This window comes from Wolbachia endosymbiont (group B) of Cyclophora punctaria, assembly GCF_964028235.1.
In the GTDB taxonomy this organism is placed as follows: domain Bacteria; phylum Pseudomonadota; class Alphaproteobacteria; order Rickettsiales; family Anaplasmataceae; genus Wolbachia.
Window position 1 is genome coordinate 1,297,676 of sequence record NZ_OZ034749.1, and the last position, 14,332, is coordinate 1,312,007.

Consider the following 14,332-nt stretch of genomic DNA (forward strand, 5'->3'; position numbering starts at 1 on the left):
TTTACACCCCAGACGCTTTTATTTTCCACGTTATTCCAGACTTGTCTCTAAGTGGCGGTGAGTGTACTTTATATCTTCGATCACCTATAACAAAAACATCTCCTACTATTGGCCTTAACACATCAAACGCACTTACTTCTAACGCTAAAGTTTCTTCCACAAATTGTCCTTCACCAATCTCGTATAATTTATCTGGCTGTTGCTTTAATACTTGTACCATGTATGACTTATCCTTTGATTTATACAAAGCCACTTCTCCTAAATGGGCAAAACAATCTTTTAGTAATCTCTTAATATTCTCTTGCATTCTTTCATAAGTATGCTAATAAGGTATATACTAGTAGAGTCCTCTTGTGCCTCACCAACTTGTAGTTACTCTACCAGTATTGTTATGCTGCAACGACTTTTACTAATGTTCCTGGTCTGTGGCACACTGGCAGAGGATTTGACTGTGTATGTAAATCAGTTCCTCTATCAAACCTCCTTGGCTCTTGTTTTGCATATAGTGGCTGTCCAAGGGTATTTACTGTCTCATTAAAGTCTGCTGGTGCAAAATATGTTGTAAATGTACTTGCTGTTCCTACTGGAAAACAGTGCCCTGTATCTCTTTCTATAAATCTTCTCACGGTTCCTTCAGGATCAGTTGCTTGCCCTCTATATTCCTCAAATGTGATTCCACAGAACGTAAACCCTGACCTCATATCATTCCGAAGCGCTGCTCCTTCTTGCCATCTTTCATATGCTTCTTTTACTTTAGTATGAGAAGTAAGTGCATCAAAAAACTCAGGGCTTACTAAAGCATGAATCCCGGTCATATATTCACCACTGACCTTACCCAGAAAAAGTAGACAGAAAGTTAAGACGTTTTTGAAGTAAAATAAAACGTTTTTTCAAAGAGGTGTGGTATGACAAAAAGAAAAGAATATACAGCAGAATTCAAAATTGAAGCTATAAGACTAGTAAAAGAAACAGGTCAATCATCAGCAAAAATAGCAAGAGATTTGGGTATTAGCGGTGATTCATTAAGCAGATGGGTAAAAACATACAATGATAGAATGTCTGGAGTAGATGCGTTTCCAGGAAAAGGGAAAGTAGCTCATTGTGACAAAGAAAAGTTTTATTTAAAGAAAGAGCTGGCAAGAGTAACGAGGGAAAGAGACATTTTAAAAAAAGCCCTGGGATATTTTGCAAACCAAAAAGAGTAAAATATTCTTTTATAAAAGAACATGAAAACTGCTATAAAATACGGGAATTATGCAGATTTTTGAACGTATCTGCTTGTGGTTATTATAAATGGATTACTAAGGAAAAAAACAACAAAAAATCAATAAGAGAAGAGCTCATACAAGATATTCAGAAGGTATATCGAGCATCACAATGCAGATACGGAGCTCCTAAAATTCACGCTGAATTAAAGGCTTTAGGTAAAAATTATAACATCAAAACAGTGCAAAATGTTATGCAGAAAAATGGCATTCAAGCTAAGCTTAGACGAAAGTTTAAAAGTAAAAAACCACAAATAGACAATAGAGTTATAACTCCTAACATATTAAATCAGAATTTCATCGCTGATCAACCTAACAAGATATGGGTAACTGATATTACGTACATAAAAACTAATGAAGGATGGTTATATTTGGCAGCAATAATAGATTTATATTCACGCATGGTGATTGGCTGGTCAATGAGTAATGCAGTAAATAGGCAATTAGTTATAGATGCGTTATTCATGGCTATTGGTAGGCGCAAATCTGCTAAAAATCTACTATTTCATAGCGATCAAGGATCGCAATACACCTCTAAAAATTATCAATTTTTACTAAGTACAAAAAATATTACTTCTAGTATGAGTCACAAAGGTTGTTGTTATGATAATGCTGTTTCAGAGAGCTTTTTTAGTTCACTTAAGAGAGAGTTACTCATTGATACTTCACAACACTCTGCACAACAAGCTAAAACCGCAATATTTGAATATATAGAAATTTTTTATAATAAACAGCGTAGACATTCTACTATTAACTATTGCATTCCTGAGCTTTTTGATTCATCATTCTCATAGCAAAAACGTCTTAACTTTCTGTCTACTTTTTCTGGGTAAGGTCACTTTTCCATGTGTCACCAGTGAACCAGCAGCTACCATAGCTTCAGACTCGACAATCGCATGATCCATTATAACAGAGCCCATACCAATAAATGCTTTATCATGTATCATGCATGCATGCAACACACAAAAATGTCCAACCGTCACCATACTACCAATAATCGTGTCACCGCCTGGATTTCTATCTACATGAATTACGGTGCCATCTTGAATATTCGTTTCATCACCTATTTTGATTGATCCAACATCTCCTCTGATCACACAATTAAACCAGATACTCGCATTCCTTCCTATTTCAACGTTACCTATGATACGCACACCATCTGCGATAAAAGAACTTTCATCCATTTTTGGCTCATAATCTTTGTATTTTAAAATGTGATAGCTCATAATTTAAATAAGGTTTAATACATACTTGGATTCCAGTAGTCAAGTTACTCGGGTAAAGATATTCTTGACTTATGATCCTTATGCTCCTAAAATTTTTATTTTTAGCTCTATTCATAATGTCAGTAACAGTACTTAGTATACTTCAAATAATATTAGTTGTTGTATTGGTAATTTTAGTGCTCCTGCAGCCACCTGGAAGTAGTTCATTAAGTGGCTTTAGTAATTCACAGCAGGGAATGAATTCAATAATTCCGGTAAAGTCTTCTGAAAATCCACTCAGTAGAATAACTTCTATAGTTGCTGGACTGTTCATTATAAATACACTGTTACTATCAGGATTATGTTCAAAAGATGTACATAAAAAATCAATTGCAGAGAAGATTATATCAGAAAAAAAGCAAGAAGGCCAATCAACTTCTGTTCCATTTGAAAATTAATGAAAGAAACCAAGTTTATCTTTGTTACAGGTGGAGTTGTTTCATCACTTGGTAAGGGTTTAGTTGCTTCAAGTGTGGGAGCACTTCTTCAAGCTCATGGGTTCAATGTTCGCATCAGAAAGCTTGACCCATATCTCAACATTGATCCTGGAACAATGAGCCCAGCTCAGCACGGGGAAGTATTTGTTACTGAGGATGGTGCTGAAACTGATTTAGACCTTGGACATTACGAGCGTTTTACTAAAATTAAAGCAACCAAGGACGACAATATAACAACTGGTAAAGTATATAATAAATTATTAAAGAAGGAAAGGTGTGGTGATTATCTAGGCAAAACTGTGCAAATCATTCCTCATGTGACAGATTTAATCAAATCTTTCATTTTTAATGGTACAGAAGATTTAGATTTTGTAATATGCGAAATAGGCGGAACCGTAGGTGATATTGAAAGCCAACCGTTTTTGGAAGCTATACGCCAAGTTAATTATAAACTAGGAAAGCAAAAAGTTATCCTTATTCATTTAACTTTAATACCATATCTCACTGCAGCACAAGAATTAAAGACAAAACCGACACAGCATTCAGTTCGAGAGTTAAACTCTGCGGGGTTACAACCAGATATTATATTATGTCGCAGTGAAAAAGAAATTTCCGATAATCAAAAAGAAAAGATAGCCAATCTTTGCAATGTTTCTTTATCTAACGTAATACCTGCTCCTGATGTAAACCATATATACGAGTTACCGTCCTTGTATAATCAATGTGGGCTCGGGACACAAATTTTGGATCACTTTCACTTAAGTAAGCCAAAACCAAGCTTACCTGAATGGGACCAAATAGTACACTCTATGAGACATCCAACACAAGAAGTTATCGTTTCCATAGTAGGAAAATATACTGAATTTCCTGACGCATATAAATCACTGATTGAAGCATTAAACCATGGTGCAATTAGTAATAAAGCTAGAGTGAAGATAAATTGGGTCAACTCAAGAGAAGAGAATGGAAAATCTATAGATGCAAAGTTTATCAGAGAAAAATTACAAAGCTCTAATTCAGTCCTTGTTCCAGGAGGATTTGGTGATAACGGAATAGAAGGTAAAATATTAGCAATAAACTATGCCCGTGTAAATAACATTCCTTTTTTAGGAATATGTCTTGGTATGCAGCTTGCAGTGATTGAATTTGCTCGTAACGTTATTAAGCTTGAAGATGTACACTCTGAAGAATTTTATACTTGCAAACACCCAATCATCAAGCTCGCTGATGGTAAGAACGTTGATCTTGGTGGAACCATGAGACTTGGAACATACAAGTGTAATGTAAATCCAAATTCAAAAATGGCAAATGTGTATAGTAGTGTCACTATTTCAGAAAGACACAGACACAGATATATAGTTAATTTAGATTATAAAAATAACTTAGAAGAGAATGGAATGATATGCAGTGGTATATCAGAAGATAAAACATGCATAGAGGCAGTGGAGCTAAAAAATCACTCATGGTTTATTGGTGTGCAATTTCATCCAGAATTTCAATCAAGACCATTTTCTCCTCATCCTCTCTTTACATCATTTATTAAGGCAGCTATTGACAATAGAGTTTAATAGAACTGAATAAACTATATTCTAATAGAGAGGTAAAAAATGTTACTAAGAAATAGTAAAGATAGCATTACATATGGATCTGCGACCTTCGAGGAATTGAATAGGCATGTAGAACAAATAATATATAAATTAGAGGAGGATCAAATTATAGAGGATATAATGGAAGAAGTAGTTGTAGCTATAAACGAACTAAAATAGGTAGAAGAAATAAAAAAATATTTAAAGCGAGAAATAGATAGCCTTGTAAAAAGGACAATAGTCCTTAGTGAATTCTATAACCTAGAAAAAATAGAAAAGCCAAGAAAAGAAAATTATATTTACCCAAGCACCTAATGTTTAAGTACCAATACATGGAACTTGCCATAGAGCAAGCAAAACTTGCTCAGAAAGATGGCGAAGTGCCAATAGGTGCTGTAATAGTTAATGGAAACAATATCATCTCCTCTGCACACAATATATCTAATGATCCAACTGCACATGCAGAAATGTTAACAATTAGAAAAGCATTTTCAACTTCCACGCTTTATGAAGCTGAAATGTACGTAACGTTAGAGCCGTGCCCGATGTGCGCTCAAGCTATCTCTTTTGCAAAAATTAAACGTCTGTACTTCGGGGCTTACAATCCCAAAGGTGGAGGAGTTGAAAACGGCACTAGAATATTTCAATTCTGTAACCACATACCTGAAGTTTATGGTGGAATATTAGAAACAAAATGTTCTCTTTTATTAAAAGATTTCTTTGAGAAATTGAGAACTTAGTTTAAGATCTGTGAGATTGTTTCAATATTTTTTGAGTAAAATCTGTATTATAACTCTTTCGTATATTTGACCAATTTGCTCATTCAACGTACATAAGGGATGTTATTACGATAACTCCGTTGCAGAAAAGTTTACTCAAAAGGGAGCTTCTTATTGATACTTCTCAACGTTCTGTTCAACAAACTAGAACTTCCATATTTGAATACGTAGAAATTAGATTTCTTGCACTACTGGAATCTAGATTTTCTTGCTAAATCCCAGACTGGCTGGTTATGCAAGAAATCTATTTTTTATCATAAATAACTTAAATATTATATTATAAACTCTGCTAAATTTATTCTCACAACAAAAACTTCTTCTCTACTTTTTTTTGAGTAAGGTCACCAATTCTATTTTTCTACAAAAGTGTTCTCTGAACTAAAAAATCCAGAGAACATTCTCTCTTATATCAACTCATTATCAATGGGAAAAGAACTAACCTCATTATCATAAGAGTAAGGAGTTGTTCTTTGCACATTATCAAAGACAGCTTTTAATAGTACTTCCTTATCACTATCCCATGCAACTTTCTCCATAATTGCATTATAATCTTTACACTTTTGATCATTTCCACAGTCCTTGATTTTACCATTAAGCTTTAGATAAGGCTTTAATGAATTATAGTGTACTTGAGTATTATTGCCCTCTTTATCTATCATATTCCCTGCGTTATTAACAATTATCAATGGTGCAACTTGTTTCGCTTTCACAATACTTGCTCCACCGGAGTCTTTGATGAGATCAGGACATGATTCTCTAGAAAAAAAATTCTTGTTTAATTCTTTATTATCATAACCATTGCCAAATTGGCAAAAACTCTTAACATTCTCATCCTGACAGGCTAACTCTTGTGGATTATCAATACATTTAAGACATTTCGTATTACCAAAGTTAGCTACTGAACTAATAGTATCAGTAAAGGCAAATTTAAAATTTACTGCACCATAAACACCCTCTGATCCCTTTTCTATATATGGCAAAATTTTAGAATTACTATACATCTCAGGATAGAGTTCTTTTAATAAATCAGATGTATTAAAACCTTGATAACCTATCTTATTATCCGATTTATACAAAGTAGCCTTAGGCCCACAAATTTCTGGCAGGCTACGATCTGGTGTTATTTCTCGAGATGTAATTTCTCCACTTTCATTCCCTCCTTCATTGGTAACATGTTTGCCTCTATCATTTTCATTCCCTCCCTTAATACTAGGTTTATCTGTACCGATTCTTTTCTCATTTTTACATTCTTCAGCTGCTTTTTTATACCACTCAGTCTCTGCTTTTGCCATGTTAATTTTACACTTTAAAAGTTCTTCTTTTACTCCTTCAATCTTACTCTGCATCACTTCTTCTTTCTCCTGTTCAATTTTGTACCTCAAAACTTCCTCTTTTGCTAGTTTAGCTTCTAATTTTGCTTGTTCAGCTTCTGCTTTAATATCATCACATTTTTCCTGATTAATTGCCTGTCCACCGTTTTCTTTCATCTTCTCAGCATCTTTTTTACACTGTATTAACTCATCTTTTGCTGCCTCAGCTTCATTCTTAGTTTGTTCTACCTTCTCTCTTTCTTCTTGAACCTTTGACTTTCCATAAGATGGTACAAGCCTCCACCTTCTAGGTGGAGAAACTTTAGTTTGTCAATGTCATAACTGTACTTTATAAAGTATAGTTATGACGGAATATGACAAAGGAAAACACACTGTATTTTATCATAGGTACCATATAGTCTGGATTACAAAATATCGGTACAGAGTATTAACTAAGGCTATGAAGGAGAGAATACGAACAATCATAGCAGAAGTATCTGAAGAAATGGGGATTAAGATAGAAAACGGAGTAATATCATCAGATCATTTACATTTATTCGTAGTAATACCTCCTCATATAGCTGTGAGTGATTTTGTTCAAAGAGCCAAAGGCAGGTCTTCACGCAAAATTCAACAAGAATTTCCAGAGCTAAATAAAATGTACTGGGGAAAGCGTTTTTGGGGAAGAGGATACTTTAGTGCTACCAGCGGACATATCACAGATGAAGTCATTAATGAGTACATCAATAAACATACAGATGCACATCAGCCTCATTCTATATCTAGTATAAGATTGGAGTAGCTTTAGCTTCTCACCGCGCTTCCAGCGCTATATCCAACCTTTCGGCTCTCAGCCGATAGTGGTTGAGTTTAATTCACTAGTTTCTGCTTCTAATTGTGTAATTTCTCTTTATGATTCCACAGCATCTTTTTTACACTGTATTGACTTATCTTTTGCCTTCTTAGTTTCATCTCTACAGTCACGAAGTAAATCTTCTTCTGATTTATCATCCTCTTCTCCCGCAACCTGATCTCCTAGATTTTCGACTTGCTCACCCTCTTCACCATAAAAAAGTTTGTTGGCATATAAATTACTATTATTAACTTGATCGCTATAGATATTGTTTGACATTGTGACCTCCTATATAGTCAAAACTGGAATTAAATTAGAGTATAAAAGCTAAGAATTCAACATGGGTAAAAGAAACCACAGCTCAGGAAATCTAAGGTTAACTCAGAAATTATTATAAGCCAAAATGATTAAAAATTTTATAACTTATATTGTAGATCTAGCATGATAACCAACAATTAGATTTTCTTCAATTTCCACCTTACTCACCAGCTTGACACAGTCCATCTTTATTCATTAGAGAGCCGTGATTCTTCTACTCTCTAATGATTAATCACTTGTCAGTTTTGAGTGTAGTAGTTGATAGCCTGTACGTAAATACGTTGCTTTTGTTCTTTAGAAATTTTTAGTCTACTATCTTTATCCAGAAAAAAATTGTAAAATTTCTATAGTTATGGTATAATTATAAATACTGCTTGCCAATAAGCTGAGTATAAAAATGCCGTTCGGACAAATCATTATATATAGTACGGAACTACTTGCTGTAATTGCAGTATTTCTCTTTTTGAGAAAAATATACAAAAATCATATTAGAAAAATTATATTTCCTCTAAAAGTTCTCAAAGAAGAGTGGGAAGAAAATAGAAGATTTAATGAATTATATCAAAAAAATAAGCAAAAAGAGTTGATGAAACAACAGGAAATGTTAAGGGAGAAACAAAAGAATATGCAAGTTTACAAAGAAGATCTAGAAATAGTTGATATAGCAAAACCGCTAGGTAAATGGACAAAGATGGTTATGATGGGTAGCGTTTTAATGAAGCATTTTGCACAATTGATACACAGAGAAGGTGATAAAAAAGGATTTTGGGAGCTGTTTATAAAAGCTCAGTCTTCAACTAAGGGTAAGTATAAAGGAAAAGGCAGATGACGTATCCGTTGTATAACCTGCTTTCTGGCATTAAACTTCTTAAGTGTTATAGTCAGTCAAGCACTGGGATGAGACCATCTGCTACCTACAAACCCAATGTTCGTACAGTTGTATGTCAAACACTGACTGTTTGTTGTGCAAGCTATCCAATGTTCATACACTGAAGTGTTTAGGCTCCAAGTTCTCTTTAAAGGTCCAATAGATGCTTGAATGTAAAAATCTATCCTGTGCTCGTAATAACAAAGTATTATTTAAAAACCTCAATTTTAAAGCTGAACCAAAATCAAAAATCTTAATCACTGGTCCAAATGGTAGCGGCAAAACCAGCTTAATCAGAAGTTTATCTGGACTTTTGCCGCCAGTGTCAGGTAATATAATGTACCGTGGAAAAGATATATATGATGACCTAAAATCCTATATACCTTCCATGGTCTATATAGGCCATAAAAATGCCTGTAAAGATAGCTCAACAGTTGGTGAAAACATACAATTCTGGGCAAGAATACGGAATACTAGAGAATTAATTATGGCAGCCGTTTGTTGCTTACAGTTGCAACCTGTACTTAATATCAAATATAGTGAACTTTCTGCAGGCTGGAAAAGAAGAGTTGCGCTTGCTCGCCTGTTAATTTCTAATGCAAACATTTGGCTGATAGATGAACCATTCTGTAATCTTGATAGCACAACATGTGAATTAGTATTGAACCTAATCTCAATACGCTCTGAGCAAAACGGTATAGTAATTATTACAGGACATAGCTCTACAGAACAACTGTGTGACTTCAAGACAATCGATATACGTGATTTTAACAGACCTCTTGTATAATTTTTGGCCTTAAAATTAACTCATCTCTTTCAAAGGATCTATATTAAAAATAGAAAGCCCAGAAGAGATTACGTGCGCTAAGGCTTGGACGAGAAACATTCTTGCAGCGGTGAAGTTCAAGTTATCTTCTAGTATGAACCGCATGTTTAAATCACTTTTGCCATACCCCCATAAAACGTGAAATGCTTCTGCAACTTCAAGTAAGTAGAAAGTAATTCTATGTGGCTCACAAAGCCTTGCAGATATTTCTACCACATCTGGCCACTTTGCTAAGGTTTTTATGAGGAATAGCTCCCCATCTGTCTTTAAAAGTGAAGGGTCTGCTGTTGGGAGCTCTTTTGGAGCATTACGCATTAACGAATGAGCACGGGCGTGCGCATATTGCACATAAAAAATAGGGTTGTCTTTTGACTGTTCTTTAACTTTAGCAAAATCAAAGTCCAAGACCATATCATTCTTGCGTGTTAACATTATAAAACGAGTTATATCCCTGCCAACCTCTTCCACTACATCCCTAGCTGTAAGAAAATTTCCTGATCTTTTCGACATCTTAACAGGTTTGCCATTTTCGAAGAAATTCACAATATTATGCAGCTTTACCTCTATCTTTGCTTGATCATCACTGAGCGCAGAGACAACTGCTCTAAGCCTTTTAATATAACCGCCATGGTCACTGCCGAGCTCTACGATCATATTGTTAAAACCACGTGATATCTTATCAAAATGGTAAGCAATATCCGATGCAAAATAAGTCCAGCTACCATCCTCTTTTTTTAGTGCGCGGTCAACATCATCACCAAATGTTGTAGAGCGAAATAACATTTCTTTTCTGGAAGTCCAACTTTCACTTTCTTTGCCTTTTGGTTTCTCCAAGTATCCTTCATACACAAGACCCTTATCAGATAATATCTTTATACTCTCTTCGATTTTGCCATTTTTTTGTAGCTCATACTCTGAAGTAAAAATATCATGATTGACTCCAAGCAAGCTCATGTCCTCCTTTATAAGTTCTAAGATAGAACTTAAAGTATATTCTCTAATTACTCGATTATCTTCCTCTTCTCTAAGCTCCTTGCCATATTTTTTAGCTAGCCCCTTCCCTATTGGCTTTAAATATTCACCTGGGTATAAACCTTTTTCAATGCTAACTTTCTCTCCCAGAGCTTCCTTATACCGCAAATATACTGACCGAATTAGCGTATCTATCTGTGCTCCAGCATCATTGATATAGTACTCCTTAGTGACATTATAGCCAACTTTCTTTAGTAAATTTGCTAAAACATCACCAAACACTGCCCCTCTTGCATGACCAATATGTAGTGGCCCAGTTGGATTTGCGGATACAAACTCAACATTGATGGCCTGATTGTTTCCAATTTTGAGAGTGCCAAACTCCATTTTTAGCTCATTTATTTGCTTTAAAATCCCATGCCATACTTCCATTTTCAAGTGCATATTGATGAAACCAGGGCCCGCTATTTCCACTTTTGCAACTTCACCAAAAAGTTCAAACTCTTTAGCTAAAACTTCTGCGATTTCAATGGGATTCTTCTTTTCATGTTTTGCAAGCACCATAGCAACATTTGTATAGATATCACCATGTGCTCTATTGCTTGGAGGCTCTATGATAAAGTTTGTTGCATTCGTGCTTATAACACCCCTTTGCCTCAACTCATTTAACTTGCTGGAAATGAGAGAGGAAACCTGCTTGAAAATATTCATTAACTAAAAAGCTATAAGACCTGTAGCAGTATAGTGGATAAATGGGGGAAGTTGAAGGGTTATCTTGTGTCAGCTTGTTAATACACTTGACAATGACTGAAGTCTATGCTATAATAAGAATTATATTAACAGAGGAGTTATAAACATGATGGAAGTAGAACTTAATAAATATGTTAATGGTAATACCTTAGACTTAAATAGTCTACATATACACATGGAGAAGTTAATAAACTTTTTACAAGAGAATCCAAATATTACAAGCCTTATCTTACACGACTGTTATATTGATGCTGAGGGTGCAGAAGTTTTAGATGAAACATTAAAGAATGTTAATGCTCCGAATCTTACTGAGTGTAAAGTAACTTCTAGTATTATGGGTAATCAAGGTTCAATAGCAATCACTAAATTATTAGAGAATGGTAACTTTCCAAATCTTGTTAAGCTTGATTTAATTTCTAATAATATAAGCCCTGATGGTGGAGTGGAATTTATAAATGCACTAAAGAATGGTAGTTTTTCAAATATTACTGAGTTTAATTTACTTTCTGACAGTGTCTGCGATAAAGGTATAGTAGCATTACACGAATCATTGAACAACAATAAGCTTCCAAATCTTGTTCAGTTTAATTTCCCCTTTAATCCTACTAATGATGAAAGCATAGAAACGCCAAGCGAACATCTATTCGCTGACAGCATTATATAAAGGTTTTATTTGTTGCTATTATTCAAATTTACCTATGTTGAACTATACAAAAGTGTCACAAAATCCATATATGTAATTTGATTAGAATTTTACCGTCACGCTGAGTAAGGTTACTCATTCTATTTTTCTACAAAAGTGTTTTCTGAGCTGAAAAGCCCAGAAAACATTCAGTCTTATATAAAATTAGTATCAACGGAAACAGAATTATCCTCATTGTCATAATAGTTGAGGTTTGCTTCTTGAGTACTATTATAAGCAAAAGCATTTTTTGATAGTACTTCTTCCTCATCCCTTCTATCACAGCCTTTTTCATTAAAGCCATATTCATCATGGCCATCCTCTTGGACTTGTATTTTTAACTTCTCAGCTTCTGCTTTTGCTTGCAGAACCTCCTCTTTACATTCCGCTTCGTTATCATAGTAAAAGAAAGTCTCATCTTGATTATCATTGGCACCAGGAGAATAACTTGGGAGAGCAGGTATTTTCAGCTTTACTTCCTTATCAGAACTCCACAGACCCCTCTCTACAGACTCTTTAACTTCTTCTAATTGCTGCGGAGACTTACCGGTTGAATCTTTTATCTCACCTTTATAATTTAGACGATCCTTTAGTATAGCATACTTATGTTGAGCAATTTTGTAGCCAGCTTTATCTATTATAGAACCGTCCTTAGTGACGATAACCATTGGAGCCTCTAGCTTTGCAACTATAGTTTTACCTTCACACTCCCTTAATTTTGCTAACGGAAGATCTAAAATCAAATTAGGACACTTTTCATTCAGAAAAAAGTTTTCACTATTAATAGGACTGCTGTAAGGTACAGCAGTTGGACAACAAGCACTTGTGTTGATGCTTCGAATCTCCTCTCGACATTGTAAACCAGCAGTTCCTTTTGCACCTCCTTTATTACACCACATGTTACTAGGTGCGGCAAACGTAAAGTTTATATTTTTTCCACATTCTTCATCCTCTTGACACCTAAAAGTTATACCAAAATTTTGTGCATGATATTGATCCTCACTTTTGCTATCAAAATGACTCATGATCTTATCGTTTTTCATTAAATCAGGCAAAAATTGTTTCAAAAGGTCTCTTGTAAACCAAGCAGGCTTACCCACGTGCTTTTCTGCTGAATATTTTTCAGCATTCTCCCCGCACATTTCTTTATCAATATGACCCAGATTGACAAGTTTACCTTCTATGACTTTATCATCTCCATCTTTATCATCACTATCCTTTTCTTTCTTGCCATCTTTATCATCGCTATCCTTTTCTTTCTTGCCATCTTTATCATCGCTATCCTTATTAAAGCCATCTTTATCTTTGTCGCCTTTATCGCGGCCATTTTTATCACGCTTACAATCTATCTCATCCTCTATTTCTTTTTTTATTTTATCCTTTATCTCATTCTTAGTCTTGTCATCAATCTCAAACTTAAGATCTTTCTCTAGTTCATTTTTAATCTTTTCCTTCAGTTCATTCTTAATCTTGTCATCAATCTCAAACTTAAGATCTTTCTCTAGTTCATTTTTAATCTTTTCCTTCAGTTCATTCTTAATCTTGTCATCAATCTCAAACTTAAGATCTTTCTCTAGTTCATTTTTAATCTTTTCCTTCAGTTCATTCTTAATCTTGTCATCAATCTCAAACTTAAGATCTTTCTCTAGTTCATTTTTAATCTTTTCCTTCAGTTCATTCTTAATCTTGTCATCAATCTCAAACTTAAGATCTTTCTCTAGTTCATTTTTAATCTTTTCCTTCAGTTCATTCTTAATCTTGTCATCAATCTCAAACTTAAGATCTTTCTCTAGTTCATTTTTAATCTTTTCCTTCAGTTCATTCTTAGTCTTATCGCCAATCTTAAACTTAAGATCTTTCTCTAGTTCATTTTTAATCTTTTCCTTCAGTTCATTCTTAGTCTTGTCATCAATCTCAAACTTAAGATCTTTCTCTAGTTCATTTTTAATCTTTTCCTTCAGTTCATTCTTAGTCTTATCGCCAATCTTAAACTTAAGATCTTTCTCTAGTTCATTTTTAATCTTTTCCTTCAGTTCATTCTTAGTCTTGTCATCAATCTCAAACTTAAGATCTTTCTCTAGTTCATTTTTAATCTTTTCCTTCAGTTCATTCTTAGTCTTGTCATCAATCTCAAACTTAAGATCTTTCTCTAGTTCATTTTTAATCTTTTCCTTCAGTTCATTCTTAGTCTTATCGCCAATCTCAAACTTAAGATCTTTCTCTAGTTCATTTTTAATCTTTTCCTTCAGTTCATTCTTAGTCTTGTCATTAATCTCGTACTTAGGGTCTTTACCATCATCTAGCCTTGTATATAAATTAATTTTCAATTTATTTGAATAAGGGAAAGTGTTCTGTAACATAAAATTGCTCCATTAATAAATAAAGGTTACTAAAAAGTTAACATAAAATAGAAATGTATAC

15 protein-coding genes and 2 pseudogenes are annotated in these 14,332 nt (G+C 34.2%); 10 read left to right on the forward strand and 7 right to left on the reverse strand.

What is annotated here, in order from left to right; genetic code table 11:
- Nucleotide 1: 1 nt before the first annotated feature.
- Both ABWU33_RS06130 and ABWU33_RS06135 read right to left on the reverse strand, forming a co-directional pair.
- Complete coding sequence (locus tag ABWU33_RS06130) at nucleotides 2–307, reverse strand: hypothetical protein (protein ID WP_214303342.1); 306 nt, start codon at nucleotides 305–307, stop codon at nucleotides 2–4.
- An 82-nt stretch (nucleotides 308–389) separates the two neighbouring features.
- Nucleotides 390–830 (reverse strand): annotated as a pseudogene (locus ABWU33_RS06135) (major capsid protein); the annotation flags it as partial.
- Between the two features lie 75 nt (nucleotides 831–905).
- Between ABWU33_RS06135 and ABWU33_RS06140 the strand changes: the two are divergent.
- Nucleotides 906–1,205: a transposase gene (locus ABWU33_RS06140; protein WP_353280344.1), complete on the forward strand. Its 300-nt coding sequence runs from the start codon at nucleotides 906–908 to the stop codon at nucleotides 1,203–1,205.
- Nucleotides 1,181–2,059: an IS3 family transposase gene (locus ABWU33_RS06145; protein ID WP_353273672.1), complete on the forward strand. Its 879-nt coding sequence runs from the start codon at nucleotides 1,181–1,183 to the stop codon at nucleotides 2,057–2,059. The genes ABWU33_RS06140 and ABWU33_RS06145 overlap by 25 nt, the downstream gene beginning before the upstream one ends.
- A 42-nt stretch (nucleotides 2,060–2,101) precedes the next feature.
- Here ABWU33_RS06145 and ABWU33_RS06150 read toward each other — a convergent pair.
- Nucleotides 2,102–2,491: pseudogene (locus ABWU33_RS06150) on the reverse strand (gamma carbonic anhydrase family protein); the annotation flags it as partial.
- A gap of 116 nt (nucleotides 2,492–2,607) precedes the next feature.
- On the opposite strand from ABWU33_RS06150, the gene secG reads away from it, so the two are divergent.
- From secG to ABWU33_RS06170, 4 genes are all read left to right on the forward strand, one after another.
- Entirely contained in the window at nucleotides 2,608–2,928 is a 321-nt protein-coding gene (secG, locus tag ABWU33_RS06155; RefSeq protein WP_250120325.1) for a preprotein translocase subunit SecG, read from the forward strand.
- Nucleotides 2,928–4,535 (forward strand): CTP synthase, encoded by a 1,608-nt coding sequence (locus ABWU33_RS06160; protein WP_127464150.1) that lies wholly within the window; start codon nucleotides 2,928–2,930, stop codon nucleotides 4,533–4,535. Before secG ends, ABWU33_RS06160 begins: the two co-directional genes overlap by 1 nt.
- A gap of 39 nt (nucleotides 4,536–4,574) precedes the next feature.
- Nucleotides 4,575–4,733, forward strand: coding sequence for a hypothetical protein (locus ABWU33_RS06165; RefSeq protein WP_246433144.1), 159 nt, complete (start codon nucleotides 4,575–4,577; stop codon nucleotides 4,731–4,733).
- Between the two features lie 152 nt (nucleotides 4,734–4,885).
- A complete protein-coding gene (locus ABWU33_RS06170) occupies nucleotides 4,886–5,293 on the forward strand; it encodes a nucleoside deaminase (protein ID WP_211907921.1) in 408 nt (135 codons plus the stop codon).
- A gap of 443 nt (nucleotides 5,294–5,736) precedes the next feature.
- On the opposite strand, the gene ABWU33_RS06175 is transcribed toward ABWU33_RS06170, so the two are convergent.
- Nucleotides 5,737–6,819, reverse strand: coding sequence for a hypothetical protein (locus ABWU33_RS06175; protein WP_250120323.1), 1,083 nt, complete (start codon nucleotides 6,817–6,819; stop codon nucleotides 5,737–5,739).
- A gap of 187 nt (nucleotides 6,820–7,006) precedes the next feature.
- Here ABWU33_RS06175 and tnpA point away from each other — a divergent pair, with 187 nt between their 5' ends.
- Nucleotides 7,007–7,444, forward strand: a complete 438-nt coding sequence (tnpA, locus tag ABWU33_RS06180) for an IS200/IS605 family transposase (RefSeq protein ID WP_265024376.1) — start codon at nucleotides 7,007–7,009, stop codon at nucleotides 7,442–7,444.
- A 108-nt stretch (nucleotides 7,445–7,552) separates the two neighbouring features.
- Here the strand turns inward: tnpA and ABWU33_RS06185 are convergent, their stop codons facing one another.
- On the reverse strand, nucleotides 7,553–7,774 hold the full coding sequence (locus ABWU33_RS06185; RefSeq protein WP_246433142.1) for a hypothetical protein: 222 nt from the start codon (nucleotides 7,772–7,774) through the stop codon (nucleotides 7,553–7,555).
- A 436-nt stretch (nucleotides 7,775–8,210) separates the two neighbouring features.
- On the opposite strand from ABWU33_RS06185, the gene ABWU33_RS06190 reads away from it, so the two are divergent.
- Together ABWU33_RS06190 and ccmA are read left to right on the forward strand one after the other, a co-directional pair.
- Complete coding sequence (locus tag ABWU33_RS06190; protein WP_250120322.1) at nucleotides 8,211–8,642, forward strand: hypothetical protein; 432 nt, start codon at nucleotides 8,211–8,213, stop codon at nucleotides 8,640–8,642.
- A gap of 202 nt (nucleotides 8,643–8,844) precedes the next feature.
- Nucleotides 8,845–9,468, forward strand: coding sequence for a heme ABC exporter ATP-binding protein CcmA (gene ccmA / locus ABWU33_RS06195; RefSeq protein WP_211907917.1), 624 nt, complete (start codon nucleotides 8,845–8,847; stop codon nucleotides 9,466–9,468).
- A gap of 15 nt (nucleotides 9,469–9,483) precedes the next feature.
- Here the strand turns inward: ccmA and argS are convergent, their stop codons facing one another.
- On the reverse strand, nucleotides 9,484–11,190 hold the full coding sequence (argS, locus tag ABWU33_RS06200) for an arginine--tRNA ligase (protein ID WP_211907915.1): 1,707 nt from the start codon (nucleotides 11,188–11,190) through the stop codon (nucleotides 9,484–9,486).
- Between the two features lie 145 nt (nucleotides 11,191–11,335).
- Here argS and ABWU33_RS06205 point away from each other — a divergent pair, with 145 nt between their 5' ends.
- Nucleotides 11,336–11,893 carry a hypothetical protein gene (locus ABWU33_RS06205; protein ID WP_246111582.1) on the forward strand — a complete coding sequence of 186 codons (558 nt, stop codon included), beginning with the start codon at nucleotides 11,336–11,338 and terminating at the stop codon, nucleotides 11,891–11,893.
- A gap of 173 nt (nucleotides 11,894–12,066) precedes the next feature.
- Here the strand turns inward: ABWU33_RS06205 and ABWU33_RS06210 are convergent, their stop codons facing one another.
- Nucleotides 12,067–14,271, reverse strand: coding sequence for a hypothetical protein (locus ABWU33_RS06210; protein ID WP_353280647.1), 2,205 nt, complete (start codon nucleotides 14,269–14,271; stop codon nucleotides 12,067–12,069).
- Between the last annotated feature and the right edge of the window lie 61 nt (nucleotides 14,272–14,332).

What these genes read in the sequence shown, in the direction of transcription:
- ABWU33_RS06160 (WP_127464150.1), top strand. Translation starts at nt 2,928, where the DNA reads ATGAAAGAAACCAAGTTTATCTTTGTTACAGGTGGAGTTGTTTCATCA.
- secG (WP_250120325.1), top strand. Translation starts at nt 2,608, where the DNA reads ATGTCAGTAACAGTACTTAGTATACTTCAAATAATATTAGTTGTTGTA.
- tnpA (WP_265024376.1), top strand. Translation starts at nt 7,007, where the DNA reads ATGACGGAATATGACAAAGGAAAACACACTGTATTTTATCATAGGTAC.
- ABWU33_RS06175 (WP_250120323.1), bottom strand. Translation starts at nt 6,819, where the DNA reads ATGAAAGAAAACGGTGGACAGGCAATTAATCAGGAAAAATGTGATGAT.
- argS (WP_211907915.1), bottom strand. Translation starts at nt 11,190, where the DNA reads ATGAATATTTTCAAGCAGGTTTCCTCTCTCATTTCCAGCAAGTTAAAT.
- ABWU33_RS06140 (WP_353280344.1), top strand. Translation starts at nt 906, where the DNA reads ATGACAAAAAGAAAAGAATATACAGCAGAATTCAAAATTGAAGCTATA.
- ABWU33_RS06130 (WP_214303342.1), bottom strand. Translation starts at nt 307, where the DNA reads ATGCAAGAGAATATTAAGAGATTACTAAAAGATTGTTTTGCCCATTTA.
- ABWU33_RS06190 (WP_250120322.1), top strand. Translation starts at nt 8,211, where the DNA reads ATGCCGTTCGGACAAATCATTATATATAGTACGGAACTACTTGCTGTA.
- ccmA (WP_211907917.1), top strand. Translation starts at nt 8,845, where the DNA reads ATGCTTGAATGTAAAAATCTATCCTGTGCTCGTAATAACAAAGTATTA.
- ABWU33_RS06210 (WP_353280647.1), bottom strand. Translation starts at nt 14,271, where the DNA reads ATGTTACAGAACACTTTCCCTTATTCAAATAAATTGAAAATTAATTTA.
- ABWU33_RS06185 (WP_246433142.1), bottom strand. Translation starts at nt 7,774, where the DNA reads ATGTCAAACAATATCTATAGCGATCAAGTTAATAATAGTAATTTATAT.
- ABWU33_RS06205 (WP_246111582.1), top strand. Translation starts at nt 11,336, where the DNA reads ATGATGGAAGTAGAACTTAATAAATATGTTAATGGTAATACCTTAGAC.
- ABWU33_RS06170 (WP_211907921.1), top strand. Translation starts at nt 4,886, where the DNA reads ATGGAACTTGCCATAGAGCAAGCAAAACTTGCTCAGAAAGATGGCGAA.
- ABWU33_RS06165 (WP_246433144.1), top strand. Translation starts at nt 4,575, where the DNA reads ATGTTACTAAGAAATAGTAAAGATAGCATTACATATGGATCTGCGACC.